Genomic DNA, 25,960 nt, shown 5'->3' with positions numbered 1-25,960 from the left:
CCATGACCAGCCGTCGCGCCTTTCTCGCCGGGCTGGTGGCCGTCGCCGCGCCCAAACCCAGCTGGGCCGATGCGGGCGGGCCGCGCTGGCTGGCCTGCGCGCGTGAGGCTGACGGCGCTTACGCGCTCTTTGGCATCGCCGAGGATGGCGCGGACACTTTCCGCCTGCCCCTGCCCGCGCGCGGCCATGCCGGGGCCGGGCATCCGCACCGGCCTCAGGCCGTGGTCTTTGCCCGCCGCCCCGGCGCTTTCGCGCTGGTGCTCGACTGCGCGACCGGCAGCCTGCTGCGCCAGTTGACCCCGCCCGAGGGGATGCAGTTCAACGGCCACGGTGCCTTTACCGAGGATGGCAGCCTGCTCACCACCACCGAGCAGCGCGCGTCCGACAGTCAGGGCTTTCTGGGCCTCTGGGACGCCGAGTATCGCCGCATCGGCCAGATTGAAACCGGCGGCATCGGCCCGCACGAAGTGCTGCGCCTGCCGGGCGACGTGTTTGCCGTCGCCAATGGCGGCATCGCCACCGACCCCAGCGACCGCACCAAGCTGAACGTGCCGGATATGGCCCCCTCGCTGACCTATATCGAAGCCGACGCGATCGCCGAACAGGTCACGCTGAATCCCGCGCTGCACTTCGCCTCGATCCGCCACCTCGCCCATGACGACGGCACACTCGCCTTCGCGATGCAGTGGGAAGGCGACGCGGGGCAGGTTGTCCCGCTCCTCGGTCTGCACCGTCGGGGCAACGCGCCCCTCCTTGCCTCAGCCCCCGATGCCGAGCAGGCTCTGATGCAGGGCTACGCCGGCTCCTGCGCCTTTACCGCAGGCGAGGTGGCGATCACCTCGCCCCGCGGCGGCCGGCTGCACCGTTTCGACACCAGCGGCGCGTTCCTCGGTGCCACCCGCCGCGCCGATATCTGCGGCCTTGCCCCCTGCCCCGGCGGGTTCCTGACCACCGATGGCGGCGGCGGTGTCCTGCGCGTCACGCAAGGCCACGCCCGGCCGCTGGGCCTGCGCCCGCGCGCCTGGGATAACCACATCGTCACGCTGTGAGGGAATTCTCCGCCAATCTCGGCTTCCTGTGGACCGACCGTCCCCTGCCCGACGCGATCCGCGCCGCCAAGGCCGCGGGCTTCGCGGCGGTCGAGTGCCACTTCCCCTACGACACCCCCGCCGCCGAGACGCGCGCCGCGCTGCTCGAAACCGGCTTGCGGATGATGACCCTCAACACCCGCCCCGGCGGCACTGGCGATTTCGGCCTTCTTGCGCTGAAGGACCGCGAGGCCGAGGCCCGCGCCGCCATCGATGAGGCCTTCGCCTATGCGCTGGCCACCGACACGCGCGCCGTGCACCTCATGGCGGGCAAACACGGCGACGACGCGACCTACCACGCCAACCTCGCCTATGCCTGCGACAGCGCGCCGCCCGGCATGACCCTGCTCATCGAAGCGATCAACCGCTGGCACGTGCCCGACTACCACCTGAACACCACGGCTCAAGCGGTCGACACGCTGAAAACGCTCAACCGCCCCAATCTGAAACTGATGTTCGATTGCTACCATGTCGGCCGCACCGAGCCCGAGGTCTTCAATGACGTCGACACCCTGCGCCCGCTGATCGGCCATATCCAGATTGCCGCCGTCCCCGACCGCAGCGCGCCAGACCACGGCAGCGTCGACTACGTGACGCTCCTGCCCCGGCTCAACTGGCCCGGCCCCATCGGTGCCGAATACAAACCCAACGGCCCGACAGACGCCTCCCTCGACTGGCTCCCCAGGCTCTCTGCCTGCTGACCCATTTTCTGTCTCTAAATATCCACGGGGGTTTCCAAAGGGGGAGCGTGCTCCCCCTTTGGCGCAGGGGTGCGGGGGCGCGCAGCCCCCCGCCTCTTTTACTTGTGCTCGCTCAACCAGGTCGCCGAGGTCTTGATCCCGCCCAGCGGGAACAGGTGCACATGCTCGAGCAGGCTGTCAGGATGCGAGGTCTTGTAGGCCGCGATTTCCGCCAGCATCTCGGTCGGTGCGAACGGCACCAAGAGCTTGGTCAGATCCATCGCCCGCTTTTGCAGCACGCTCAGCGACGGGCCGACACCACAGGCGATAGCGAATTTGATCAGCGTTTGCAGCTTGGTCGGACCGGCGACGCCCAGATGGATCGGCAGGGTGATGCCCATGGCTTGCAGACGCTCGGCCCAGGCGATGATCGGCCCGCTCTCAAACGCGAATTGCGTGGCGATGGCCATTTCGGCATCGGAATTCTTCGAGAAGTTCTGCTTCCACAGCATCGCTTCATCAACGACGGCGGTGCCGCCCTTGGGGTCGATGTCCTTGTTGCCCTCGGGGTGACCGGCGACATGCAGGCGCTTGAAGCCCAGCTCGTCGAACAGCCCGGTTTTCAAAAGGTCGATGGACGAGGTGAATTCACCCGCCACCGTCGGCACGCCCCCCGCCAGCACCAGCGCCTGCTCGGCTCCGGCCTCGGTGCGGTAGCGTTTCAGCCAGGTTTCCAGCGTGGCGCGGCTGTCGATGATGCGGGCGGGGACGTGGGGCATCACCGGGAAGCCCTCATCGGTGATCCGCTTGACCGTCTCGACCATCTCGTCAATCGGCGTGCCGTCCAGATGCGCGACATAGACGCGCGTGCCGGCGGGCAGAATTTCGGCGAAGCTTTCGATCTTGGCAGCGGTGCGCGGCATCACCTCGATCGAGGTGCCTTCAAGCAGCGCGGACAGCGCGCCGGTCTTCAGCTCGGGCTTGTCGGCAGCGCCTTTGTTGGCGCGCAGGTTGAACAGAGCCATGACAGGGTCCTCCAGTGTCAGGTGGTCATGCGAGGGCTGATGCGGTCGGCTTTGAAGCCATCCGCCAGCCGGGTGATATCAATGGCCGAAACCACGCCCTCGCGGGCAAAGGGATCGCCTTCGGCAAAGCTGCGGGCGGCCTGCGGCGTCTCGGCCTCAAGGATGCCCCAATGCCCCAGCGCGCTGCCGTCATCGGCCCACAGGGCCGAGCCGATCAGCACCGAGCACAGGCCCTCGCCGCCCGAGGCAACCCAGTCGCGATGCTGCGCCCGCAGCCGGTCCCGCTCGGAATCCTTGGCCGGGAAGTGTTGGCATTCCATAAGAAAAAACATGAGCGCTCTCCGTCAGTCGCGCAGGAAGGGGACCAGCCGGTCCGCAACCGCATCGGGCCGCTCGACCGGGGCGAAATGGCCCGCGTCTTCGATGATGTCCAGCCGTGCATCCGGCAACAGCGCCAGCATGTCCTCGTGCTGCGAGACCGGCGACCATTGGTCATGGCGGCCAACCATCAGCAGCACCGGGCAGGTGATCTGCGCCATTGCCGGGGTTGCATCCGGCCGCTCGACCAGCGCCTTGATCTGGCGGGCGTGCAGGTCGGGATCCATGCGCAGCACCATGGCGGTCAGATCCGCCATCAGGGCTGCGTTCGTCTGGTTGCCGGTCCAGACCATCGGCGGCAGCCAGCGGTCAGCCAGCGCCTGCATGCCGTGGTCATAGGCGAATTTCACGATTTCGGCGCGGCTCGCAGGCTCGCCGGGTTTCAGCGGATGGATGCCGGTGTCCAGCAGGGCCAGCTTTTCGATCCGCCCGGGCGCCTGCCGCGCCATCTCGATCGCGACGCGGGCCCCCATCGAATGCCCGGCCACCCGCAGGGGGCCGGGGTTTTGCGCCAGCAGATCCCGCGCCATCTCGGTGAGACTGTCCTGCGTGGACAGATTGGCCACCTGCGCCGGGAGCCGTTCAAGAACCGGCTCCCAGCAGTAGGCGTCACACAAAAGGCCGGGGATCAGAAGCGTCGTTGTCATGGTCAGTTGATCATCGTGTTAGGCAAGAGAAGCGAGATCTGCGGGAAGATCACCAACAGGATCAGCGTGATGATCATCGCAAACCAGAACGGCATGACCCCGCGAAAGATCGTGCCCAAGGGCACATGCGGTGCCACCGACTTCACGATGAACACGTTGACCCCGACGGGGGCGAGATCAGGCCCATTTCCAGCGTCAGCACGACCAGCACACCAAACCAGATCGGGTCAAAGCCCAGTTGCTGGATGATCGGGAAGAAGATCGGCATGGTCAGCACGAGCATGGCGAAACCTTCCAGGAAGCACCCCAGAATGAGGTAGCAGCACAGGATCAGCGCCAGAATCGCCATCGGCGGCAGGCTCAGTTCGGTCAGGAACGTCCCCAGTTCCTGCGGGATATGGCTGAGCGCCAGGAACGGGTTGATCATATGCGCGGCGATCAGGATCAGCATGACCGTCGCCGTGGTGGTGACCGAGCTTTTTGCCGCAGCCCAGAAGGCTTGCAGCGTCAGCGTCCGGGCCAGCAGGCCGATAATGATGATCATCCCTGCCCCGACAGCCGAGGCTTCAACGGGTGAAAAGATGCCGGTGTAGATGCCGCCAATGGTCAGCACGATGACGCTGAGGATCGGCAGCGCCCCGACCATCGCGCGCAGCTTCTCATTCACCGAGGTGCGCGGACCGGCCGGGCCCATGGCCGGATTGATCCAGCAGATCACCGTGGCCGTAAGCACGAACATCAGCAAAAGCAGCAGGCCCGGGAACACCCCGGCCAGAAACAGCCGTCCGATGGATTCCTGCGTCAGGATCGCGTAGATCACGAACCCGGTCGAGGGCGGGATCAGGATGCCCAGCGTACCGCCCGCAGCGACGGCACCGGTGCTCAGGCGCGGGTCGTAGCCAAAACGCTCCATCTCGCCCAGCGAGACCTTGCCCATCGTCAGCGCCGAGGCCACCGACGAACCCGACAGCGCGGCAAACCCGCCGCAGCCGATGATCGTGGCCGAGGCCAGACCACCGCGCACCGAGCCGATCATCGCATAGGCCGCGTCATAGAGCTTGCGGCTCATCCCGGTCTCGGTCGCGACATTGCCCATCAGGATGAACAGCGGCACCACGACCAGTTCCGGCGACGAGGCCAGTGTGAAGCTTTCCGACGCCATCGACACCATGGCAGCGTTGACACTGTTGAGGATCGCAATGCCGACAAAACCTACCGCGAACATCGCAAAGGCGACGGGCACGCGCAGGGCGAGCAGGGCGAAAAGAATGACCACCCCGGTGACGCCGATACCGAAATCGCTCATGAATTATAACCTTCCGGTCGCGTTACCGAACCACCAAGGCTCAGGTAGACGGCGCGCAGAGTCATGCCCGCAGCGGTGATCACGCAGCACACAACCACGTAATACTGGAACCAGTCCTTGGGCAGATTGATGATATTGGTCGACAGATTCAGCATCTGCGAGATCGACGCCGACTTCCACATGTTCCAGGCGATCAGGCCAAAGACCATTGCACCCAGCACCGCCGCCACAATGTCGGTCAGCTTGTTCAGCCAGGCGGGAAAGGACCGCTCGAACAGATCCACGGCGATATGGCCGCCCTGACGGTCGCACAGCGCCATGCCGCCGAACACCAGCACCACCATGGCCATTTGCGTCACGTCTTGCGCGCCGCGCAGCGGCGAGCCGAAATAGCGCCCGATCACGTCGATCAGGATCACGACAACCTCGGCCAAAAGGCCGAGGGTGCCGAGGACTGCGGCCAGGGCGATAACCCTGCCCGCAAACGTATCGAGAGTACGAAGCACGTTACATGCCCTGCATGGTGTTCAGGACGTCCGCGCCGCCATCGATCGACCCAACGACCGTGTCACGCACCGGGAAGGTCAGCGCGCTGAAGGCAGCGGCTTCTTCGTCGGTCAGCGTGTAGACCGTGTTGTCACCGGCATCGGTGATCTGGCCGATCACCTGATCGGCGCGGGCATACCAGCCCGCTTCGGCCGAGGCCGACAGTTCGCGACCAGCAATCGAGTCCAGCGCGGTACGCTCTTCGTCCGACAGGCTGTCATAGGCGCCCTGGTTCATCACCACGTAGAACGAGATGTGACCCAGCGGCGCACCCAGCGTGTAGCTGTTGGCAACTTCGTCCAGACGGAAATCGCCGATGGCCGAGGCCCCGGTGATCACGCCGTCGATCAGGCCGGTTTGCAGCGAGTTATAGATCTCGCCCGCCGGCATCTGCACCGGGGTTGCGCCCAGCGATTCAACGGCAGCCGCGGCAGCCGACCCCGACACACGGATCTTCAGACCAGCCAGATCAGCCGGGGTGCGGATGTCGTGGTCGCGCATGATGAACACGTTGGGCTCGGACAGCCACAGCGCCAGCGGCACGGTGCCCGGGAACTCGTTGGCCAGCTGGCCCGCCTCATAGGCATTCCACAGCATGTCATAGCCATGCATGCCCTCAGGCACAGCGCCCGGCAGTTCCGAGATCATCGTGCGGGGGAATTGGGTCGAGGTGTAGCCTTGCAGCCCCCAGACGATATCCGCAGCACCGGTCACAGCGCGCACATATTGCTCCAGCGGACCGGCGCCCAACTCGCCACCGGGGTACACCTGGATTTCCAGGCCCGAGGCGGCAGTGGCGTCAATCAGCGGCTGGATGGTCGAGGCGGTCAGCGTGTGCTGCGGCGGCACCCAGTGGGCGAAGCGCAGCGTCGTGGCACCGGCGGGCGCGGCCAGAACGGCAGCCGTGGCAGCCACCGCGCCAGCGGCGCGAAGGGTTGTGAAATTGAGCATGGTAGTCCTCCCAAGGTTCGGGGCGCGACGCCCCGGATCGCTTACATTCGACCGGACCTACTATGACCAAGAACACCGCGCGTTAAAATGGATTTCGCTGATCCCATCATAAGGAGCGGCTATAATCACCCCACAGGCCCGGGCCCGAAGGTTCAGGCGGCGCACGGTTTGCACCGGCGCCGCCCAGACATCGTATCACCCGTTGGTGCGGGTCCGCCAGCTGTCGGCGTACGAGGTGCGCGCTTCAGCCGCATACGGCGTCGGCGAGACACGAACGCGGATCTCGGCTTGCTTGTGCGCTTCGGTCGAGGTCTTGCCGGTGGTCTCGGGCTCACCCCATTTCAGGGTCAGCACGTCGCCGATTTCGACATCGGTGCTCACCACGCCAAGGCTCAGCAGGCAACGCTCGTTGAACGAGTAGCCGTTGAACATCGACATGCCGACCATCTTGCCATCACGCTCGACGCGGTCGGCCGAGGACGACGCGTAGTTCGGCTGCGGGAAGTCGATCCACTTGTAGGGCGTGCCCTGCTCGAAGGACGAGGCGATGACTTTCAGCACATCGTCACGGTTCCACTCGAACGTGACTTTCTTGCGCTTCGGACCTTCGGCCTTGATTTTCTCCAGAGCGGCCTTGCCGATGAAGTCGTCTTTCTTCCAGCCGATGTAGAAGTCATAGCCAACTTCGAACGGGTTGACGTAGTAGTCTTCGATGTTGTCCGAAACAAACGAACCACCGATGGCACCGGCCGACTCGTACATGTCAGCGCCCAGCCATTCGCGGTAGGCTTTGGTCATGCCATCACCGGTGTAGATGCCCGGCAGCGGCGACGGAATCCAGCCGGATTCCAGCGTGTTGGTCGAATACGCACGGCTACCGCACTGAACCAGGTTCACACCGGCGTCGCGCGCAGCCTGCATGACGGTCGAGTGGATGTAATCCTTGTCCTTGTACGGACCCCAGATTTCCAGACCCGGCGCGCCGGACATGCCGTGACGCAGCGCCTGCACCTTTTTGGAACCGATGTTGATCCACTCGACGTGGAAGAACTTGATGTCCGGGATCGGACCGCCGTTCATCTTCTCGAAGATCGCACCGGCGTCAGGGCCCTGGATCTGGAAGCGGTAATGCTCGCGCAGAACGCGCTCACCCTCGGGGCGGCTGTTCGAGCGCGGGTCGTAGCGGATGCGCACGTTCCAGTTGCCGTACGAGGCGCAGAACATCAGCCAGTTCGAGGTCGGCGCGCGGCCCACCAGGATGTACTTGTCTTCGCGCTCGCGGAAAATGATGTGGTCGCCGATCACGTGACCAGCGGGGGTGACCGGAACGTAGTGCTTGGCACGGTTCAGGCCGAAGTTGTGGAATGCGTTGATCCCGTGGTGAGCCAGGAACTCGGTGGCCTGCGGGCCCTCGACGATCAGCTCGTCCATGTGGTGCGACTGGTCAAACAGCACGGCCGACTTGCGCCAGGCTTCCTGTTCTACACGCCAGTTGCTGAATTCCGGTGCGACGACCGGATAAACATACATGCCAATTTTCGAATTGCGCAGCATGGTGACGGGGTCACCATTGTTTTGTGCGATCAGGGCTTCAAGGCTGGTTGCAACCATTTCGATTCTCCTCCCAAGGCAAGAATGTATACAACATGCTCAGAAGGCTGGCTGGATGCAAGTAAATTCGCCCCTCACCGGCCAGTTTTGACCGATTTTACACAAACCGTGTATGCATCAACGGGTGTCAGCGCGTGATCAGCGCCATACCCGGCACGCAATCGGGCGCCTGCGGGTCGGAAACGAAACTGGCCTCCAGGTTGCCCCGCGCGATCCTTGCGTGTTCGCGCGCGATGAACTCGGCCCGCGCGCCTTCGCGCTGCTCGATCGCCTGCACCAGCGCGCGGTGCTGCGCCTGCGCCAATGCCAGCGAGCGGTTCGAGCGCGCAGCATCCGCCTGTCCCAGCACAAAGGCCGAGGGCGACGCAAAGGGCAGCGACACAACGCGCTCAAGCTCGCGCAGGATGACCGGACTGGCGCATAATTCGGAAAGACGCTGATGAAACAGCGCGTTCAGCTCGCTATAGGCGTCAAAATCGATCTGCTCCTGCCCCGTCGCGCCACCCGGCGCAAAGCAGCCGTCCAGCCTGTCGAGCAACGCCTTGATCGCCACCAATCGCGCCGGCTCAACCCCCTGCTCCGCCGCCAGCCGCGCTGCGGTACCTTCAAGCACGCCGCGCAGCTCGATGGCATCGGTCACATCGCGCAGGCTGAACGAGCGCACCTGAAACCCGCCACCCGGCGCGCGCTCCAGCAAACCTTCTTCGGCCAGCCGTGACATCGCCTCCCGCACGGGCGTGCGCGAGATCTGCAATTCTTCGGACAGGGCGACCTCATAAAGCCGCGTGCCACCGGGCAATCCGCCGTGTATGATCCGCTGGCGCAACTCATAGGTCGCCCGTTTGGTCAGGTTGACGCTTTTCGATTCGGACATGAACCCTCCCATGTATACAGTAAATGTATACATTTTGCCGCAACACGCAAACCCCGTGTTGCCGCGCCGCCGGCAACGCAGCAAGGGGGCCTTCAGCCCCCCTCTTCGCTTGCAGCGAATTCACCCCCCGAGGATACTTGAAGAGCAAAGAGGCGCGTTAAGCTTTCGTTAACCGCGCCTCATTTTCTGTCTGAAAATATCCTCCGGGAGGGTCCGGGAGGGTGGAAAACCCTCCCGGGTTTCGCCACTCTTCCGACCCTGCGGCCTTACTTGGCCTTCAGACGCGCCGAGCCATCCAGCCGCACGCATTCGCCGTTGATGTAGCGATTGGTGGCCATGAAGCAGACGGTATCGGCGAATTCCGCCGGATCGCCCAGCCGCTGCGGAAAGGGGATATCCGCCGCCAGCGCCTTTTGCGCCTCTTCAGGCAGGGTATAGAGCAGCGGGGTCAGGAAAATCCCCGGGGCCACCACGTTGACACGCACGCCGACCCGCGCCAGCTCGCGCGCGACAGGCAGGGACATCGCAACGATACCGCCCTTGGACGCCGCATAGGCCGCCTGCCCGATCTGTCCGTCAAACGCTGCAACGGACGCGGTGTTGATCACCACGCCGCGCTCGCCATCGTCAAGCGGTTCAGCCTGCGCCATGCGCGCGACCGCCAGACGCATTACGTTAAACGTGCCCACCAGGTTCACGTTGATCGTGCGCTGGAACGCCTCGAGCGCCAGCGGCCCCTCGCGGCCCAGCACACGCCCGGCAGTGCCGATGCCCGCGCAGTTCACCACGATGCGCGGAATGCCATGCGCCGAGGTCGCCGCATCCAGCGCAGCGTTCACGTCGCCTTCCGCGGTCACATCCCCGCCGACGGCAACCCCGCCGATCTCACCGGCCACCATCTGCGCCTTGGCCAGATCGCGGTCCAGGATCGCGACCTTGGCCCCGCGCGCAGCCAGCATGCGGGCCGTTGCTTCGCCCAGCCCCGACCCTGCGCCGGTGACCAGAACCGAACATCCGTCAATCTGCATCGCTCAGCCCTTCTTGCCCAGAATAACGCGTTTGCTGCCCGCATAGATATCGGCAACCAGCTCGGCGCGGTTGGCACGCACGGCGCGCTGGTTGACCGAGCCTTTGTCGGTCACTTCACCGCGGTCCATGTTCAGCGCCTCGTCCATCACGATCACCCGCGGCACGCGCAGCGACGAGCCGGTGGCGGTGGCGTTATAGGCCGCAAGCTTCTCGGCCAGTGCCTCGGTCAGCACCGGATGGCGGCAGAGTTCGGCGTCGGACATGCCCTCGCCCCCCGGCACCAGCTTCTCGATGGCCGGGCGGAACGGGACCAGCAACGCGCCGAGGTAATCCTCGCCCTCGCCGACGATCACCGCGTCGCGCATCAGCCCACCCAGCGCATCGGTCAGCTTGGCGCGCAGCGCGCCGACGCCGACCCAGGTGCCGGTGGACAGCTTGAAGTTCTCGGCCACGCGCCCGTCAAAGAAGAAACCCTTGGACGGGTCAGACTCGTCGACGAACTTGAGCGCGTCGCCCAGACAATAGAAGCCTTCCTCGTCAAAGGCTTCGGCGGTCAGCTTTTCGTTGCGCCAGTAGCCCGGCGTCACGTTCGGCCCTTTGACACGGGCCTCCCATTTGCCCTCGACCGGGACCAGCTTGAGGATGATCTCTTTGGCCGGGACACCGATGCAGCCCGCCGGGGCCTCAGGATCGGTGTTGAACAGCGCAAACGGTGCGGTTTCAGTCGAGCCAAGGCCCGTTGCCAGCAGCACGCGCTCGCCGGTGGACTTCTCCGCCAGCCGTTCCAGCGCATCCCAGGTGTGCTGGGCCATCGCCGCGCCCGCATAGTACTTGAGCTTGAGGTTCTTGAAGAAAGCATCGGCCAGCGACGGGTCGGCATCCATCGCCTCGACCAGCATCTCGTAGCCGAAGGGGACGTTCCAGTACCAGTTCGGCTTGATCTCGCGGATGTCGCGGATGGTGTTTGCCATCATGTCACGCGTCGGGCGACCGCCGTCGATGTGGAAGGTGCCGCCGTTATAGATCGCCGTATTGAAGCACAGGTTGCCGCCGGCAACGTGGTTCCACGGCGACCAGTCCAGAATGACCGGCGGCTCGGTGCGCAGATAGGCGTAGCAATCGGTCATCTGCTCCATGTTCACGCACATCATGCGCTGGGTCTGGATCACCGCCTTGGGCGACCCCGTGGTGCCCGAGGTGAACAGGAATTTCGCAATCGTGTCGGGACCGGTGGCCGCGTTGGCCTTGTCCACCGCGGCAGTGGCCGGGGTGGCAAGCAGCGCGTCCCAGCTCATCGCAAGGCCGTCGCCCGAGACACCCAGCACCGGCAGATCGGCGAACACCGCCTCGATTGCACGGCCAAAGGGGCCGGTATCCTGCACGAAAACCGCACCCGGCGTGATCTGATCGCGCACGGCGTCAAGCTTGCCGAACTCGCCGGCGACCAGTGAATAGGCGGGCGCGATGGCCGCTGACGGGATGCCCGCGTATTGCGCACCCAGCGCGATCAGCGCGTGTTGGGTCGAATTCCCCGAGAGAATGACCAGCGGCCGGTCGGTCGACAGGCCCATGTCCAGCAGGGCTTGACCAATGGACCGGATATGCGTCAGCAACTGCGCAAAGGTGACACGCTGCCAGACACCGGCGGCGTCGCGCTCGGCCATCCAAGGGGTGTCGGGGCGTTCTTTGGCCCAATGCTTGATGCGGTCGGACAGGCGCGCGGGATAATCGCCGAGCTTGCCGTTTTGCCAGACCAGGATCGAGCCGTCATTCCGGCGCTCCCAGTCGACGTCGGGATTCCATAGCTCAACCGAGCGAAGCGGTGATTCTGTCATGGTAGGGTCCTCCGTGGCAAAATGTATACTCGGATACATTTTCCACGGATAGAGAATTATTGTTTACATGGATACTTTTTGCGGGGATACTTCCGCAGGAATCGACCGGGAGGGGCGGTTCGCTTTTCAGACAGCGACAGGGCCAAACTATGGATTACCTCACACTTGAGTATAACGGCGATGTCGCGGTTGTGGGACTGAATCGTCCGCAAAAGCGCAATGCAATTTCCGACGCCTTCATCGAAGAGCTGAACGACGTCATCACCGAAGTCGAAGCCAACGCGAAAGCTGCCGTGATCCACGGTCACGGCCCGCATTTCTGCGCCGGCCTCGATCTGGCCGAGCACGTCAAGAAAACCCCGTTCGAGGGCGTCCATGGGTCGCGCCGCTGGCATGAAGTCTTCGGCCGCATCCAGCGCGGCAAGCTGCCGTGGTTCGCGGCGCTGCATGGCGCGGTCGTCGGTGGCGGGCTTGAGCTGGCCTCGTCTGTGCATGTGCGGGTCGCCGATCAGACCGCGTTCTTCGCCCTGCCCGAAGGCCAGCGTGGCATCTTCGTCGGTGGCGGTGCCTCGGTGCGCTCGGCGCGGCTGATGGGCGTGTCGCGGATGACCGATCTGATGCTGACGGGCCGCTCGGTTGATCCGGTCACCGCCGAGCGTTGGGGCATCGTCAACTATGTCGTCGACGCGGGCGAAGCGCTGGCAAAGGCAATCGAGCTGGCCAAGCATGCCGCGACGAACGCGCCGATCTCGACCTACGCAATCATCAACGCCCTGCCCCGCATCAACGACATGGGCACCGATGACGGGCTGTTCGTCGAAAGCTTCATCGCGTCCTTCACCGCGACCTCGCCCGAGGCCGAAGAACGCCTGAACGCCTTTCTGTCCAAAAAGGTGGGCAAGGTCGCCCGCCCCGGCGAATAGGGACCGGGCGCGATGAACGCCCCCTTCCCTGCCACCGTCGACGAAGAGATCGTCGAGCTGGGTGATCTGCGTGGCTCTGTGGGTTTCATGCTGCGCATGTCGCAGACCCGCGCTTACGATCAGTTCTTTCGCGAGTTTGCCGACAGCGATGTGCGCCCCGGCGAATTCACGGTGATCTGGGTTCTGGGTCTGAACCCGGGGCTCAAGCAGGGAACGCTGGCGCGCACGCTGAACATCAAGCCTGCGCATACCACCAAGCTGGTGCAACGGCTGGTGCGCGCAGGCTACATCAAGCGGACGGTCCCGGCTGAGGATCGCCGTTCGGTTCTGCTCTCGCTGACGGCAGCCGGGCAGACCCATCTGGATACCTACCGCGCGAGCTTTCTCGCCGTACACGCCGCCGAACGTATCGGCCTGACGCCACAAGAAGTCGAGCAACTGCTCGGCCTGCTTGGCAAACTTACCTTCAAAGAGGCCCCTGAATGCCCCTGAATCTCGACGATATCATCGCCATCGACATTCACACGCACGCCGAAGAGCCCTGCGATACCTGCCGTGACGACGGGTATAATGAATTTCAGACGGGCATGGCGAATTACTTCAAGAACCCGGCTGGCGCCGAGGGCATGCTGCCCACCATTCAGGACACCGCCGCCTATTACCGCGAACGCAAGATTGCCGCTGTGATCTTTCCGGTAGACGCCGAGCGCGAGACGGGGTTCCGGCGTTATCACAACGAGGAAGTCGCCGAAATCGCGGCAGCGAACGACGACATCCTGATCCCCTTCGCCTCGATTGATCCGCACAAAGGCAAGATGGGCGTGCGCGAAGCCCGCCGTCTGGTGCGCGAGTTCGGCATCAAGGGGTTCAAGTTTCACCCGACGTTCCAGGGCTTCTACCCCAACGACCGCATGGCCTATGATCTTTATGAGGCCATTCAGGACGAAGGCGCGATTGCGCTGTTCCACACCGGGCAGACCGGTGTCGGTTCGGGGATGCGCGGCGGCATGGGCATGCGGCTGAAATACTCGAACCCGATGTATCTGGACGATGTGGCGGTGGATTTCCCCGATCTGAAGATCATCCTCGCGCATCCGTCCTTTCCCTGGCAGGAAGAGGCGCTGTCGGTGGCGACCCACAAGCCCAACGTCTACATCGACCTCTCGGGCTGGTCGCCCAAGTATTTCCCCAAGATTCTGGTGCAATACGCCAATACCATGCTGAGAAAGAAAATGCTGTTCGGCTCGGACTGGCCGGCGATCACGCCGGACCGTTGGCTGGCCGACTTCGAGAAAGCGGAATTTCGGGACGAGGTACGCCCCCTCATCCTGAAAGAGAATGCCATGAGATTGCTGAATCTCTGAGCATCAAGATGGGCGTCTTTGGGAGGAGACCAAAATGAAACTGTCGAAACTCGCCGGGCTCACAATTGCAGCTTCGGTACTTGCCTTCAGTGCAGCGGCGCAAGACCGCGTACTGCGGATCGCACCGGCAGCCCCGCCGGCGCACCCGGCCAACGGTGTGCTCTACACCAACTTCGCGCAGTACCTGCCCGAAGAATCCGAGGGCCGTCTGGGCACCACGATGCTGGGCCCGGAAGTGGTCAATCTGGGCCAGATGAAGGACGCGCTGCAGAGCCAGGTTGCCGAAGTCGGCAACTTCCTGCCGCTCTACTTCCCGGCAGAACTGCCCTACATGGCGCTGGCCGGTGAGCTGTCGCTGACCTCGGGCAACAGCCAGGCTGCCGCGGCCGCGATGACCCAGTTCATCGTCGAATGCGAGCCCTGCCAGCAAGAGCTGCACGACTTCGGCTTTGTCTATCTGGGTTCGGGCGCGTCGGACGTCTACGAGATCCTGTCGACCCGTCCGGTGCACTCGATCGCCGATCTGGAAGGCATGCGTCTGCGCTCGGGCGGCTCGCCCTGGGCACGCTTCGCCGAGCATTTCGGCGCTGTTCCGGCACAGATCTCGGTCAACGACACGTTCGAGGCCATCAGCCAGGGTGTTGTTGACGGCTCGATGGCGTCGATCGCTGACCTGATCTCGTTCCGTCTGGTCGACGTGATCACCCATGTCACCTTCGTGCCGCTGGGTCTGTATCAGGCAACGTCGAACTTCATGACCTCGGGCCTGACCTGGGAAAGCCTGTCGGTCGAGGACCGTGCCGCGATGGCCCGTGCTGCCAACCGCGCCAATGCCGATTTCACCGACCGCTGGGGCCGTTCGATGCCCGAAGAGGCCGAAGCGGCAGCGCGTGAAGCCGGGATCGAGCTGCATCAGGCTGACGACGCGTTTGTCGCAGCGGTGCAGGAGTTCGTCGCGACCGAAGCGGCGTCTGCTGCGCAGATCTCGACCGAGCGCTATGGCATTGCCGACGCCGAAGAGCGTATCGCGCGCTTCCAGGAGCTGTACAGCAGCTGGGCAGCAGTCGCCGAAGAGGTCAACAACGACCCGGCCGCCATGGCTGAGCGCGTCAACGAGGCTGTCTGGGCCAACGTCGACTACGCGACCTACGGCCAGTAATCCGCAAAAACCATGCCGCCGGGGTCTTCCCCGGCGGCATGCCTTTACCCTGCGGCCGGTTTCCGGGGAGGAACCATGCAACGCCTAGAACGGATTGAAGACAGTCTGCTGGCCATGCTCGCCATCATCGGCGCCGTGGCCACATTGTCCCTGATGGCCCATGTCGCCATCGACATCACGATGCGAAACCTGATGAACGCGCCGATCCCCGCGACATTCGAGATCGTCACCAACTATTACATGGTCGCGCTGGCCTTCATTCCGCTGGCCTGGGTCGAACGGTCGGGCGGCATGGTGCAGGTCGAGGTGCTCGAGGGCTTCATGAGCCCCGGCGTGCTGCGCTTTTCGGACCGCATGGTCGCGCTGATCTCGACCATCGTTTACCTCATCCTCGCCTGGGTCACGTTCAAGGTCGCGCTGACCAACACCGCCCGCGGCAGCTACCTGATGGCCAACAGCACCCGCGTGCTGACATGGCCCGCCTACTGGCTGCCCCCGCTGGGCTTCGGACTTGCCGGTCTGGTCACCCTTGTTCGCCTCTTCTCGCCGCTGAAGGATCCGCGCGTATGAGTATCACCATCGGCTTTACAGGCATCGCGGTGCTCTTTGTGCTGCTGGCCCTGCGCGTGCCCGTCGCCATCGCGCTGATCGGCGTTTCTTTCGGCGGTGTCGCCTGGATGCTGGGCCTGACCCCGGCGATCGGCATCATCTCGAACACCCCCTTCTCGTTCATCTCGAACTGGACCCTTTCGGCGGTGCCGATGTTCCTGCTGATGGGCTTCATCTCGTATCATGCCGGGCTCACAGCGGGCCTGTTCGAGGCAGCCAAGGCCGTGCTGCGCCGTGTGCCCGGTGCGCTGGCGATCAGCTCGATCTTCGCCTGCTCGGGCTTCGCCGCCGTCTGCGGCTCGTCGCTGGCCACCGCTGCCGCCATGGGCCGCATCGCCATCCCTGAGATGGTGAAATCGGGCTATTCGCCCAGCTTCGCCTCGGGCGCGATTGCCGCGGGTGGCACCATCGGTGCGCTGATCCCGCCGTCGATCCTGATGATCGTCTATGGCGTGTTCGCCGAAACCTCGATCACCAAGGTGTTCGTCGGGGGCATTACCATCGGTCTGGTCACGGCGGTGTCCTATTCCATCATCGTCCTGCTGACCTGCTGGCTGCGCCCTGACATCGCCCCGCCCCGGCCGCTGGACGCCGACGGACTGAACACCCGCAAGGCCCTGCTCAACATCTGGCCGATCCTGCTCTTGATGTTCATCGTCTTCGGCGGGCTGTTCTCGGGCCTGTTCACCGCCACCGAAGCCGGTGCCGTGGGTGCGCTGGGGTCGCTGCTGATCGGCATCGGCACCAAGCGGATGAACTGGCAGATCTTCAAGACCTCGATGATCGAGACGCTGCAAACCTCGTCCTCGCTGTTCATCATCGGCGTCGGGGCCGCGATGTTCACCCGCTTTCTGGGGCTCACCGGGCTGTCGAGCTATATCTCGAACTGGGTCAGCGGTGCCGAGCTGAGCTATATTCAGCTGATGATCAGCGTCGTGGTGATCTACCTGATCCTTGGCATGTTCATGGAGCCCTTCGGCGCGATGATGGTCACGCTGCCGGTCCTGCTGCCGATCTTCCGGGCCGAGGGTATCGACCTGATCTGGTTCGGCGTGCTGCTGGTCAAGTTGCTTGAGATCGGGATGATCACGCCCCCTGTCGGGATGAACGTCTTTGTCATCCGAAATGTCGCCAGTCAGTACGCGACCGTTTCGCAGATCTTCAAAGGCGTTGTGCCCTTTCTGGCGGCTGACATCGTGGTGGTGTTCATCGTCATCGCCTTCCCCTCTCTGATCCTGTTCCTGCCGAGGTTGATGTGACGTACAGACATGACGCGTCCGCCATGATGGCGGCGCTCGCCGTGACACCGAACTGGGCCCGCGTTCGCGGGCCCATCGACGATGAAACGCTCGAGTCGATCCTGACCGAAGCCGCCAAGATGGCCGAAGGCGTCGTTGCCCCGCTCGACATTCCCGCCGACCGCGAAGGCGCGGTGTTCGACGCAGGCTCTGTGCGTGTCCCCGCTGTCTATCACCCCGCCTTTGACGCGCTGGTCGAGGGCGGCTGGCTGGGGCTGGAACACCCCGAGGATTTCGGTGGTATGGGCATGCCGCTTAGCATGTTCGCCGCCGCAAATCCGCTGTTCGAGCGCGCCTGCCCTGCCTTCATGATGGCCGTGGGCGGCACCCGCTCGGCAGCGTTGCTGCTGGCCGAATGGGCCGAGCCCGCGCTGCGCGATGACTGGGTGCCCGCGCTGGTCGCCGGTGAGCGCTGCGCGACGATCTGCATTTCCGAACCGGGTGCCGGGTCTGACGTGGGCCGCATCCGCACAAAGGCCGTCAAGGATGCTGACGGCTGGTCAGTCAGCGGCCAGAAGATCTGGATCAGCTTTGGCGATCACGACATCCGCGAACGGATCGGGCACTGCCTGCTGGCGCGCACCGGCGACGCGCCGGGCACGCGCGGCCTGAGCCTGTTTCTGGTCGAGCGTGGCCCCGGCGTCACCTGCGAACGCATCGAGGAAAAGATGGGCCTGCACGGCTCGCCCACCTGCGCGCTGCAATTCGACGGTGCGCGCGCGCAGCTGATCGGGGAGGAGGGGCGCGGTTTGCCGCAGCTCTTCACCATGATCCGCCACATGCGCCTGACCGTCGCCTGTCAGGGTCTGGGCACCGCGCTGAAATGCTACGACGTGGCCGCGACCCACGCCGCCGACCGCCGCCAGGGCGGCAACCCCAAGGAACCGCCGGTTGCGATCATCGAGCATCCCGATGTGCGCCGCCAGCTGATCGCGATGAAAAGCGCGATCGACATCTATCGTCTGGCCCTGCTGGAAGCCGCCACCGCCGCGGATCTGAGTGCCGAGGACGAAGACCTCGCCCGCTTCACCGCGTGGATGCTGCCCTTGGTCAAGAACTTCGGCGCCGAGCTGTCCTTTGATACGGCGGGCAAGGCGATCCTGGTGCTGGGCGGCGCCGGGTTCACCAAGGATTACACGCTGGAGCAGTCCCTGCGCGACAGCCGCGTCTTTGCGATCTATGAGGGCACGACCGGCATGCAGGGGCAGGATTTCTTCCTGCGCCAGACGCTGGGCGACGGCGGCAAGGCGCTGCAAAGCTTCCTGACCCGCGCCCGTACCGAGTGCGCCGCGCACCCGGCGCAGGCCGCCGTGATCGAGCAATTCGCCCGCTTCATGGACGACGCGATGGCCGAACCCGACCGCACCCGTCAGGCGTGGATGGCCGACAGCGTGCTGCGCGCAGGCTGGGTGGCGGTGCAGGCCTGGCTGTCCACGCGGATCGCCGACACGCCCGAGGCGCGGCATTTCATGGCCAGCGCCTCGGCCCAGTTGGCGATGCACATCGCCACGGCACAGGCCCCCGTCGCCTGAAGGCTGATGCTTAAAGGGTGGCGCCCACCCGGTGCAGGATCTCGACCAGTTGAGCCTGCGCCGCGGTGGGCAGCCAGTCCTCGCGCGTGGTCAACCCGATGGGCCGGGCGCTTTCCGGCAAGCTGACGTCCAGCAGGCTCAGTGCCCCCAGCGCGATCTCGGCCCCGGCCTGCATCCGGCTGAGGCAGCCGATGTGATCGCTCAGGATCAGCAACTCGCGCAGCAAGACCAGCGAGCTGCACTCGATCATCGCCAACCGCCGCGGCCCGAACTCGCCCAGGTATCGCTCGAACGACGCGCGCGAGGGCGTGCCGGGCCGTGGCACAATCCACGGATAGCGCGCAAGCTGGTCGAGATCAGGCGCGCCCACCTGCCGCAGCGGATGGCCCGGGCGCACCACCAACACCAGATCGTCGGTGAACAGCGGTGTCTGCACCACCTCGGGCACCGGCAAAGGCGCGCGCAGCGCGCCGACGATCATGTCGATCTCCCCGCGCCGCAGCCCTGCCAGCATGTCGGTATACGGCCCGTCCAGAATGCGCAGCGGCATGGTCGGGCGCAGGCGGCGGAATTCTGCAAGCGCGCGCGGCAGCACAATCGAGCGTGACAGCGGCAACGCGCCAATGACGATCTGCCCGGCCTCATGCCCGGCCAGATCAGCCAGTTCAGCGGCGGCCTGCTCCAGTTCCGAAAAACACAACCGCGCCGCGTCTGCCAGCATCTGCGCCGCGCGGGTCGGCTGCATCCGTTTGCCGGTGCGCTGGAACAGGGGCCGCCCGGCCTCGGACTCAAGCTGCGTCACCGCGCGGTGAACGCTGGGCTGCGACAGGCCAAGGCGTTGGGCGGCGAAGGTAAAATTCTCGGCGTCGCGCACGGCGATCAGCGCCCCCAGTTGCGAACGCGTAGCGGTCAGCACCAGACGCGGGGCCACCACCGCCAGCGACGCATCAAGCCGCGCCAGTGCGCGCCGCACCCGCAGACCAAAGGCGCGCCCGGCATCGGTGGGACCGGAGGCATCGCGCGCATGATGGATCAGCGCCATGCCCGCGTCGCGTTCCAGCCGCGCAATGGCCTGCGAGGCCGCCGGTTGCGAGATGTTGCACGCCCGCGCCGCGCCGGTGATCGTGCCGCAGTCCAGAACGGCCAGAAACACCCGCAAATGGCGCAGGCTGGGGGTCATGAGATCAGCGCGGCCAGCAAAGCATCGGCGCGCGGGCCAAGGTCATCGGCATCCATCGCCACCTTCAAACTGCCGATCTGATCTTGCCATTGCGCGGTCGCAGCGGCCATGCGGTCGGGCAGGTCCAGCTCGCGCAGCGTCTTGGCAACTTCACGCATTTCCGAAGCACGCCGCTGACCATGCACCGCCATGCGCTCGAAATTATAGCCGCTGCGCGCGGTCCAGTCGAAACCCGGATCGGACGCCTGCAAGGACGCCAGCACCCGCTCCTCGACCCCCGCCTTGCGCGCGCCCAGCACGCATTCGGCGGTCAGCGCCTCGATCCCCTTGATCATCACCGAGCGCAGCATCTTGATGGTTGACGCCTGACCCACCATGTCGCCCACCACCGTCGGGTTCATCCCCAGACCGCGCAGCTGCCCGGCGGCTTCCTCGGCCCAGGGCCCGGCCAGCAACAACGGCACGCGGGCGCGCAACGGATGCACGGGGGCCATGATCGCCACATCGACATAACGCCCCTGCCCCGCCTCGATCAGCGCGGCGGCTTGTGTCTTGGTACCCGGAGAGCAGGAATTGCCGTCAAACCACAGGGTTCCGGGGGCCAGATGCGGCACGCATTCCTCAGCCGCCGCCGCGGCGCGGTCGGCGGTCACCAGACACCAAACCGCCCCCGCACCGGCCAGAGCCAGCGCCCGGTCACCCGGCATCACCTCGAGGCCGCGCATCGCGGCCGCCCGCTCGCGGTTCAGGTCATAGCCCGCGACCCGCTCAAGCCCGCCGCGCGACAGGCTTCCCGCAAAGGCCTGCCCCGCTTCGCCAAACCCGACAAACGCCAGTTTTCCGTTCATTCTTTCCTCTGGGTCAGCCCCTGTTCTTTGATCGGGACTATAGCACCGCCTTATACCCGCGCACAGCTTTCCGATTTGCGTTTACGTCGGGTTTTCCGCACTCTGCGCGCAGATTTGGAGGACCCATCATGACACCGAAGAAAACCGCGCTGATCGTCAGCGCCCATGCCGCCGATTTCGTCTGGCGTTGCGGTGGCGCGATCGCCCTGCACGCCGAACTGGGCTATAATGTCACCGTCGCCTGCCTGTCCTACGGCGAGCGCGGTGAAAGCGCCAAGCTGTGGAAAGAAGGCAAGTCGCTGCAAGAGGTCAAGGACATCCGCAAGGCCGAGGCCGAAGCTGCCGCCAAGGCGCTGGGGGTGCATGATCTGGTTGAATTCGATCTGGGCGACTACCCGATGGATTTCACCCGCGAAACCCGCTTCAAGCTGGTCGATGTGATGCGCGCGGTGCAGCCGTCGTTCATCATGTCGCACTCGAAATGGGATCCGTATAATTCGGACCACATGCAGACCACGCAGATCGTGCTGGAATGCCGCGCCACGGCGCAGGCCTGGGGCCACAACCCGGGCGAGAAAGTCCTTGGCGCGCCGCAGGTCTACCTGTTCGAGCCGCACCAGACCGAACAGATGGGCTGGAAGCCCGACACGTTCCTCGACATCACCTCGGTCTGGGACAAGAAACGCGCCGCGATGGAGGCGATGAACGGTCAGGTCCACCTGTGGGACTTCTACACCCGTGTCGCCCAGCAGCGCGCCAACCACTTCAAGCGCAACTCGGGCGGGATGTCGGGCGGGCGTGACTGCAAATACGCCGAAGGCTTCGAGTCGATCTTCCCGCGCACGGTCGACGAGCTTTGAGCCTCGCACGGCGCGGAGGCAAAGCCGCGCCGTCGGGTTCCGGGGGTGCCGATCACCGGCGCCCCCGACTGAATATTCACGAAAGAGGCTGATCATGGCTGTAGTCGTTCAGAACATCGAGCGTGCCGACAAGGCAATCATCGAAGCCCTCGGCAAGGCCGGGGTCGCCACCGTGCACGAGGCGCAGGGGCGCACCGGGCTGATGGGCTGTAAGATGCGCCCGATCCAGCAGGATCTGAGCATCGCCGGCTCGGCGGTGACGATTTCGGCAGCGCCCGGCGACAACTGGATGATCCACGTCGCCATCGAGCAACTGCAAGAGGGCGATGTGATGGTGCTGGCACCGACCTCGCCCTGCGACATGGGGTATTTCGGCGATCTGCTGGCGACCTCGGCGCTGGCACGGGGGTGCCGTGCGCTGATCATCGACGCGGGCGTCCGCGACACGCGCGATCTGCGGTCGATGGGGTTTGGCGTGTGGTCGACGGCGGTCTCGGCGCAGGGCACGGTCAAGGAAACGCTGGGGTCGGTGAATATTCCGATCGTCTGCGCGGGCGCGCTGGTCAATCCGGGCGATGTGGTGATTGCCGATGACGATGGCGTGGTCATCGTGCCGCGCGCCGAGGCAGCGGCGGTGCAGGCCGCCGCCCAGAAGCGTCTGGACGCCGAGGAAGCCAAGCGGCTGAAACTGGCCGCGGGCGAGCTGGGGCTGGACATCTATTCGATGCGCGAGCGGCTGGCCGAGAAGGGCCTGAAGTACATCTGAGCGGGCAAAACCGGGGGGCTGCTCGCCCCCGGACCCCCTCGCCAAAGGGGGAGCACGCTCCCCCTTTGGATTCCCCCGTGGATATTTGAGGACAGAAAATGAGCGATCCAGCGATTGACGGCATAGCGTGTCTGTGGATGCGGGGCGGCACGTCGAAGGGGGCGTATTTTCTGGCCTCGGATCTGCCGAGGGATGATGCGGCGCGTGATGACCTTTTGTTGCGTGTCATGGGCACACCGGATGCGCGGCAGATCGACGGGATCGGCGGGGCAGACCCGCTGACGTCCAAGGTGGCGATCCTCTCGCCCTCGACCCGCGACGACGCGGATGTGGATTATCTGTTCTTGCAGGTCTTCGTCGATCAGGCGCTGGTGTCGGGCGCACAGGCCTGCGGGAATATCCTGTCGGGTGTTGGTCCGGCGGCGATCGAACGCGGACTGGTGGCCGTGGCGGGCGAAGAGACGCCGGTGCGCATCCATATGCTCAACACCGGCGAAGTCGCCAAGGCCGTGGTACAGACGCCGGGCGGGCGAGTAATCTATGCGGGGACGGCGCAGATTGACGGCGTTCCGGGCGGCCATGCGCCGATTCCGCTGATGTTCCAGAACATCGCAGGCTCCATGAGTGGGGCGCTGCTGCCCTCGGGCAATGTGGTTGATGTCGTTGACGGGGTGGACTGCACCCTGATCGACAACGGCATGCCCTGCGTGATCATGGCGGCGTCGGACTTCGGCATGACCGGACAGGAAAGCCGCGAGGAGATGGAGGCGAACAGCGCGCTGAAAGAGCGGCTGGAGAAGATCCGCCTGCAGGTGGGCCCGATGATGAATCTGGGCGATGTCACCGAGAAATCGGTGCCCAAGATGACACTGGTTTCTCCTGCGCAGAACAGTGGCGCGATCAATACCCGCAGCTTCATTCCGCACCGCTGCCACGCCTCGATCGGGGTTTTTGCCGCCGTCAGCGTTGCGACAGCCTGCACGCTTGAGGGCAGCCCGGCGGCCAGACTGGCCGTGATCCCCGGCGACGGGCGCTATCAGATCGAGCATCCGACCGGCGCCGCTGAAGTGTTGATTGAAACGGATGCCGATGGCGCCGTCACCGGCGCCGGAACCCTGCGCACCGCGCGCAAACTCTTTGACGGCCGGGTCTTCCCACGCGCCTGACCGCGTTAACCTTAACGCCTCCTTCGCCGCATTTTCTGTCTGAAAATATCCACGGGGGAAGTCCAGAAGGGGGAGCGTGCTCCCCCTTCTGGCGAGGGGGTTTGGGGGGCGAGCAGCCCCCCAATGCGGCCCGGACTCTCGGCCACCCATAAACATATTTTATTTTTTGTATGTGTTTTCCCGCGCCTCTGTGACAAACTCACTGAAGCGCGGACGCAGACCCGTTACCCCACGTCCAACCTTCCCTTGCCGCGCTGTGCCCCGCACAGTTTCCGGCATTTTCCAAGAGGACGCGACGCAACACCCCCAGACACCTCCCAGACACTCACCAGCGCGCGCACCTGTCCTGGCGGCTGACACAGCGTCATCGTCGCGAGCGCCGCCCTTGGGTGCACCGTCAACGCGACGATTGCCAGTGACTTCCAGTTGCCGAAATGCGCTCGACGATTTGGCCCGGTGGAGAAGGATGGCGCGCGTTGCCTTTGACCCTGAAAGACAAGACCATGACCCTTGGCAAATACATCCCGGTTCTGGATTGGGGCCGCAGCTATAGCCGCGAGACCTTCTCCAATGACATGATTGCGGCGGTGATCGTAACGATCATGCTGATCCCGCAATCGCTGGCCTATGCCCTGCTCGCGGGTCTTCCGCCCGAGGCCGGGATCTATGCCTCGATCGCGCCCATCATCCTTTATGCGATCTTCGGCACGTCGCGCGCGCTGGCCGTCGGGCCGGTGGCCGTGGTGTCGCTAATGACTGCCGCCGCTGTCGGGCAGGTCGCGCAGAGCGGGACCATGGGCTACGCCGTCGCAGCGCTGACGCTGGCGTTTCTGTCGGGTGTGTTCTTGCTGGCAATGGGTCTGTTCAAGCTGGGTTTTCTGGCGAACTTCCTGTCGCACCCGGTGATTGCCGGGTTCATCACCGCCTCGGGCATCCTGATCGCCGCCAGCCAGCTGAAGCATATTCTGGGCGTCCCGGCCGGGGGCGACACACTGATCGAGGTGCTCGAGACACTGGTTGAGCATCTGGGCGACACCAACCCGATCACGCTGGCGATTGGCGTGTCTGCGACCGGGTTCCTGTTCTGGGTGCGCAAGGGGCTCAAACCCCGCCTGCGCGCTGCCGGGCTGGGGCCGAAGATGGCCGATGTGCTGACCAAGGCCGGGCCGGTGGCGGCGGTGGTGCTGACCACGGTGCTGACCTGGGGGCTGGGGCTGGCGGATCATGGCGTGGCGGTCGTGGGCGCTGTGCCGCAAAGCCTGCCACCGCTCACGGTGCCGTCGCTTTCGCCCGAGCTGCTCAAGCAATTGCTGATCCCGGCCCTGCTGATTTCGATCATCGGCTTCGTCGAATCGATTTCTGTGGCGCAGACGCTGGCGGCCAAGAAACGCCAGCGCATCAACCCCGATCAAGAGCTGATCGGTCTGGGCGCAGCCAATATCGGGGCGGCGTTTACCGGCGGCTATCCGGTAACCGGCGGCTTTGCGCGCTCGGTGGTCAACTTCGACGCCGGGGCCGAGACGCCCGCCGCAGGGGCCTATACCGCCGTGGGTCTGGCCATCGCGGCTGTGGCGCTGACGCCGCTGGTGTTCTTCCTGCCCAAAGCGACTCTGGCGGCAACGATCATCGTCGCGGTGCTGTCGCTGGTGGATTTCTCGATCCTGAAGAAAACATGGGGCTACTCGCGCGCCGACTTCTTCGCCGTGGCCGCGACGATCCTGCTGACGCTGGGCTTCGGGGTTGAGACCGGTGTCTCAGCCGGGGTGATTCTGTCAATCGGCCTGCACCTTTATAAGACATCGCGGCCGCATGTCGCCGAGGTGGGTCTGGTTCCGGGCACCCAGCATTTCCGCAACATCAACCGCCACACGGTCGAGACCCTGCCCAGCATCCTCAGCCTGCGCGTGGACGAGAGCCTGTATTTCGTCAATGCCCGCTTTCTTGAGGACCTGATCCAGGACCGCGTGACCCAGGGCTGCACGATCAAGCATGTGATCCTGATGTGCTCGGCCGTGAACGAGATCGACTACTCGGCGCTTGAAAGCCTGGAATCGATCAACCGGCGGCTCAAGGATCTGGGCGTCGGACTGCACCTGAGTGAGGTCAAGGGCCCGGTCATGGACCGCCTGCGCAAGTCGCATCTGCTGGAGGCGCTGAACGGGCGTGTGTTTCAGTCGCATTACGACGGCTGGCGCAGCCTTACGGGCGCACCCCGACCGTTGCCCGACGCGGTGGTGTAAAAGCGGGGGGCTGCTCGCCCCCCGTACCCCCAGCCAGAGGAGGGG

Annotated in this window: 24 protein-coding genes and 1 pseudogene; 13 read left to right on the top strand and 12 right to left on the bottom strand. The window is 64.7% G+C overall.

Annotation, left to right across the window (positions count from 1 at the left end; translation table 11 throughout):
- The first annotated feature begins 2 nt into the window (after positions 1-2).
- Positions 3-1,049 carry a DUF1513 domain-containing protein gene (locus OKW52_RS11465; RefSeq protein WP_264505820.1) on the top strand — a complete coding sequence of 349 codons (1,047 nt, stop codon included), beginning with the start codon at positions 3-5 and terminating at the stop codon, positions 1,047-1,049.
- Entirely contained in the window at positions 1,046-1,789 is a 744-nt protein-coding gene (locus OKW52_RS11460) for a hydroxypyruvate isomerase family protein (RefSeq protein ID WP_264505819.1), read from the top strand. The genes OKW52_RS11465 and OKW52_RS11460 overlap by 4 nt, the downstream gene beginning before the upstream one ends.
- Positions 1,790-1,887: 98 nt before the next feature.
- Here the strand turns inward: OKW52_RS11460 and OKW52_RS11455 are convergent, their stop codons facing one another.
- The 10 genes and pseudogenes from OKW52_RS11455 to OKW52_RS11410 all read right to left on the bottom strand — a co-directional run bounded on the left by OKW52_RS11455 (position 1,888) and on the right by OKW52_RS11410 (position 11,970).
- Positions 1,888-2,793: a methylenetetrahydrofolate reductase gene (locus tag OKW52_RS11455; protein ID WP_264505818.1), complete on the bottom strand. Its 906-nt coding sequence runs from the start codon at positions 2,791-2,793 to the stop codon at positions 1,888-1,890.
- 17 nt (positions 2,794-2,810) lie between these two features.
- Positions 2,811-3,125 carry a YciI family protein gene (locus OKW52_RS11450; protein ID WP_127104141.1) on the bottom strand — a complete coding sequence of 105 codons (315 nt, stop codon included), beginning with the start codon at positions 3,123-3,125 and terminating at the stop codon, positions 2,811-2,813.
- Between the two features lie 12 nt (positions 3,126-3,137).
- Positions 3,138-3,818 (bottom strand): alpha/beta fold hydrolase, encoded by a 681-nt coding sequence (locus OKW52_RS11445; protein WP_264505817.1) that lies wholly within the window; start codon positions 3,816-3,818, stop codon positions 3,138-3,140.
- A 2-nt stretch (positions 3,819-3,820) separates the two neighbouring features.
- A pseudogene (locus tag OKW52_RS11440) lies at positions 3,821-5,124 on the bottom strand (TRAP transporter large permease).
- The gene (locus tag OKW52_RS11435; protein WP_264505816.1) at positions 5,121-5,630 is read right to left on the bottom strand and encodes a TRAP transporter small permease; all 510 of its coding nucleotides are present in this window, start codon (positions 5,628-5,630) and stop codon (positions 5,121-5,123) included. The pseudogene OKW52_RS11440 and the gene OKW52_RS11435 overlap by 4 nt, the downstream one beginning before the upstream one ends.
- 1 nt (position 5,631) lies before the next feature.
- A complete protein-coding gene (locus tag OKW52_RS11430; protein ID WP_264505815.1) occupies positions 5,632-6,621 on the bottom strand; it encodes a TRAP transporter substrate-binding protein in 990 nt (329 codons plus the stop codon).
- Between the two features lie 195 nt (positions 6,622-6,816).
- Positions 6,817-8,232 carry a vanillate/3-O-methylgallate O-demethylase gene (gene ligM / locus OKW52_RS11425; RefSeq protein ID WP_127104146.1) on the bottom strand — a complete coding sequence of 472 codons (1,416 nt, stop codon included), beginning with the start codon at positions 8,230-8,232 and terminating at the stop codon, positions 6,817-6,819.
- A gap of 127 nt (positions 8,233-8,359) precedes the next feature.
- Positions 8,360-9,106, bottom strand: a complete 747-nt coding sequence (locus OKW52_RS11420; protein ID WP_264505814.1) for a GntR family transcriptional regulator — start codon at positions 9,104-9,106, stop codon at positions 8,360-8,362.
- 266 nt (positions 9,107-9,372) lie between these two features.
- The gene (locus OKW52_RS11415) at positions 9,373-10,134 is read right to left on the bottom strand and encodes an SDR family NAD(P)-dependent oxidoreductase (RefSeq protein WP_264505813.1); all 762 of its coding nucleotides are present in this window, start codon (positions 10,132-10,134) and stop codon (positions 9,373-9,375) included.
- Positions 10,135-10,137: 3 nt separating this feature from the next.
- On the bottom strand, positions 10,138-11,970 hold the full coding sequence (locus OKW52_RS11410; protein WP_264505812.1) for a feruloyl-CoA synthase: 1,833 nt from the start codon (positions 11,968-11,970) through the stop codon (positions 10,138-10,140).
- 149 nt (positions 11,971-12,119) lie between these two features.
- Between OKW52_RS11410 and OKW52_RS11405 the strand changes: the two genes are divergently transcribed.
- From OKW52_RS11405 to OKW52_RS11375, 7 genes are all read left to right on the top strand, one after another.
- The gene (locus tag OKW52_RS11405; protein ID WP_264505811.1) at positions 12,120-12,893 is read left to right on the top strand and encodes a crotonase/enoyl-CoA hydratase family protein; all 774 of its coding nucleotides are present in this window, start codon (positions 12,120-12,122) and stop codon (positions 12,891-12,893) included.
- Positions 12,894-12,905: 12 nt separating this feature from the next.
- Positions 12,906-13,385 carry a MarR family winged helix-turn-helix transcriptional regulator gene (locus tag OKW52_RS11400; protein WP_127104151.1) on the top strand — a complete coding sequence of 160 codons (480 nt, stop codon included), beginning with the start codon at positions 12,906-12,908 and terminating at the stop codon, positions 13,383-13,385.
- Positions 13,376-14,257 carry an amidohydrolase family protein gene (locus tag OKW52_RS11395; RefSeq protein ID WP_319800465.1) on the top strand — a complete coding sequence of 294 codons (882 nt, stop codon included), beginning with the start codon at positions 13,376-13,378 and terminating at the stop codon, positions 14,255-14,257. The genes OKW52_RS11400 and OKW52_RS11395 overlap by 10 nt, the downstream gene beginning before the upstream one ends.
- A 34-nt stretch (positions 14,258-14,291) precedes the next feature.
- Positions 14,292-15,416 carry a TRAP transporter substrate-binding protein DctP gene (gene dctP / locus OKW52_RS11390; protein ID WP_264505810.1) on the top strand — a complete coding sequence of 375 codons (1,125 nt, stop codon included), beginning with the start codon at positions 14,292-14,294 and terminating at the stop codon, positions 15,414-15,416.
- A 75-nt stretch (positions 15,417-15,491) separates the two neighbouring features.
- Positions 15,492-15,986: a TRAP transporter small permease gene (locus tag OKW52_RS11385; RefSeq protein ID WP_264505809.1), complete on the top strand. Its 495-nt coding sequence runs from the start codon at positions 15,492-15,494 to the stop codon at positions 15,984-15,986.
- Positions 15,983-17,284: a TRAP transporter large permease gene (locus tag OKW52_RS11380; protein ID WP_264505808.1), complete on the top strand. Its 1,302-nt coding sequence runs from the start codon at positions 15,983-15,985 to the stop codon at positions 17,282-17,284. The genes OKW52_RS11385 and OKW52_RS11380 overlap by 4 nt, the downstream gene beginning before the upstream one ends.
- Positions 17,281-18,855, top strand: a complete 1,575-nt coding sequence (locus OKW52_RS11375; protein WP_264505807.1) for an acyl-CoA dehydrogenase family protein — start codon at positions 17,281-17,283, stop codon at positions 18,853-18,855. The genes OKW52_RS11380 and OKW52_RS11375 overlap by 4 nt, the downstream gene beginning before the upstream one ends.
- Positions 18,856-18,865: 10 nt before the next feature.
- Here the strand turns inward: OKW52_RS11375 and OKW52_RS11370 are convergent, their stop codons facing one another.
- Positions 18,866-20,035, bottom strand: coding sequence for a LysR family transcriptional regulator (locus OKW52_RS11370; RefSeq protein ID WP_264505806.1), 1,170 nt, complete (start codon positions 20,033-20,035; stop codon positions 18,866-18,868).
- Entirely contained in the window at positions 20,032-20,883 is an 852-nt protein-coding gene (locus tag OKW52_RS11365; protein ID WP_264505805.1) for an NAD(P)-dependent oxidoreductase, read from the bottom strand. Before OKW52_RS11365 ends, OKW52_RS11370 begins: the two co-directional genes overlap by 4 nt.
- Positions 20,884-21,011: 128 nt before the next feature.
- On the opposite strand from OKW52_RS11365, the gene OKW52_RS11360 reads away from it, so the two are divergent.
- The 4 genes from OKW52_RS11360 (at position 21,012) to OKW52_RS11345 (ending at position 25,915) form a co-directional block, all read left to right on the top strand.
- Positions 21,012-21,743, top strand: coding sequence for a PIG-L deacetylase family protein (locus OKW52_RS11360; protein ID WP_264505804.1), 732 nt, complete (start codon positions 21,012-21,014; stop codon positions 21,741-21,743).
- A gap of 94 nt (positions 21,744-21,837) precedes the next feature.
- Positions 21,838-22,509, top strand: a complete 672-nt coding sequence (locus OKW52_RS11355) for a 4-carboxy-4-hydroxy-2-oxoadipate aldolase/oxaloacetate decarboxylase (RefSeq protein ID WP_264505803.1) — start codon at positions 21,838-21,840, stop codon at positions 22,507-22,509.
- Between the two features lie 98 nt (positions 22,510-22,607).
- A complete protein-coding gene (locus OKW52_RS11350; protein WP_264505802.1) occupies positions 22,608-23,675 on the top strand; it encodes a 4-oxalomesaconate tautomerase in 1,068 nt (355 codons plus the stop codon).
- Between the two features lie 503 nt (positions 23,676-24,178).
- Entirely contained in the window at positions 24,179-25,915 is a 1,737-nt protein-coding gene (locus OKW52_RS11345) for a SulP family inorganic anion transporter (RefSeq protein WP_264505801.1), read from the top strand.
- Positions 25,916-25,960: the final 45 nt, after the last annotated feature.

This window comes from Pararhodobacter zhoushanensis (genome assembly GCF_025949695.1).
Taxonomy (GTDB): Bacteria; Pseudomonadota; Alphaproteobacteria; order Rhodobacterales; family Rhodobacteraceae; genus Pararhodobacter; species Pararhodobacter zhoushanensis_A.
Note: the sequence above shows the minus strand (reverse complement) of the source record. Positions and strands in the feature narration are given on the sequence as shown.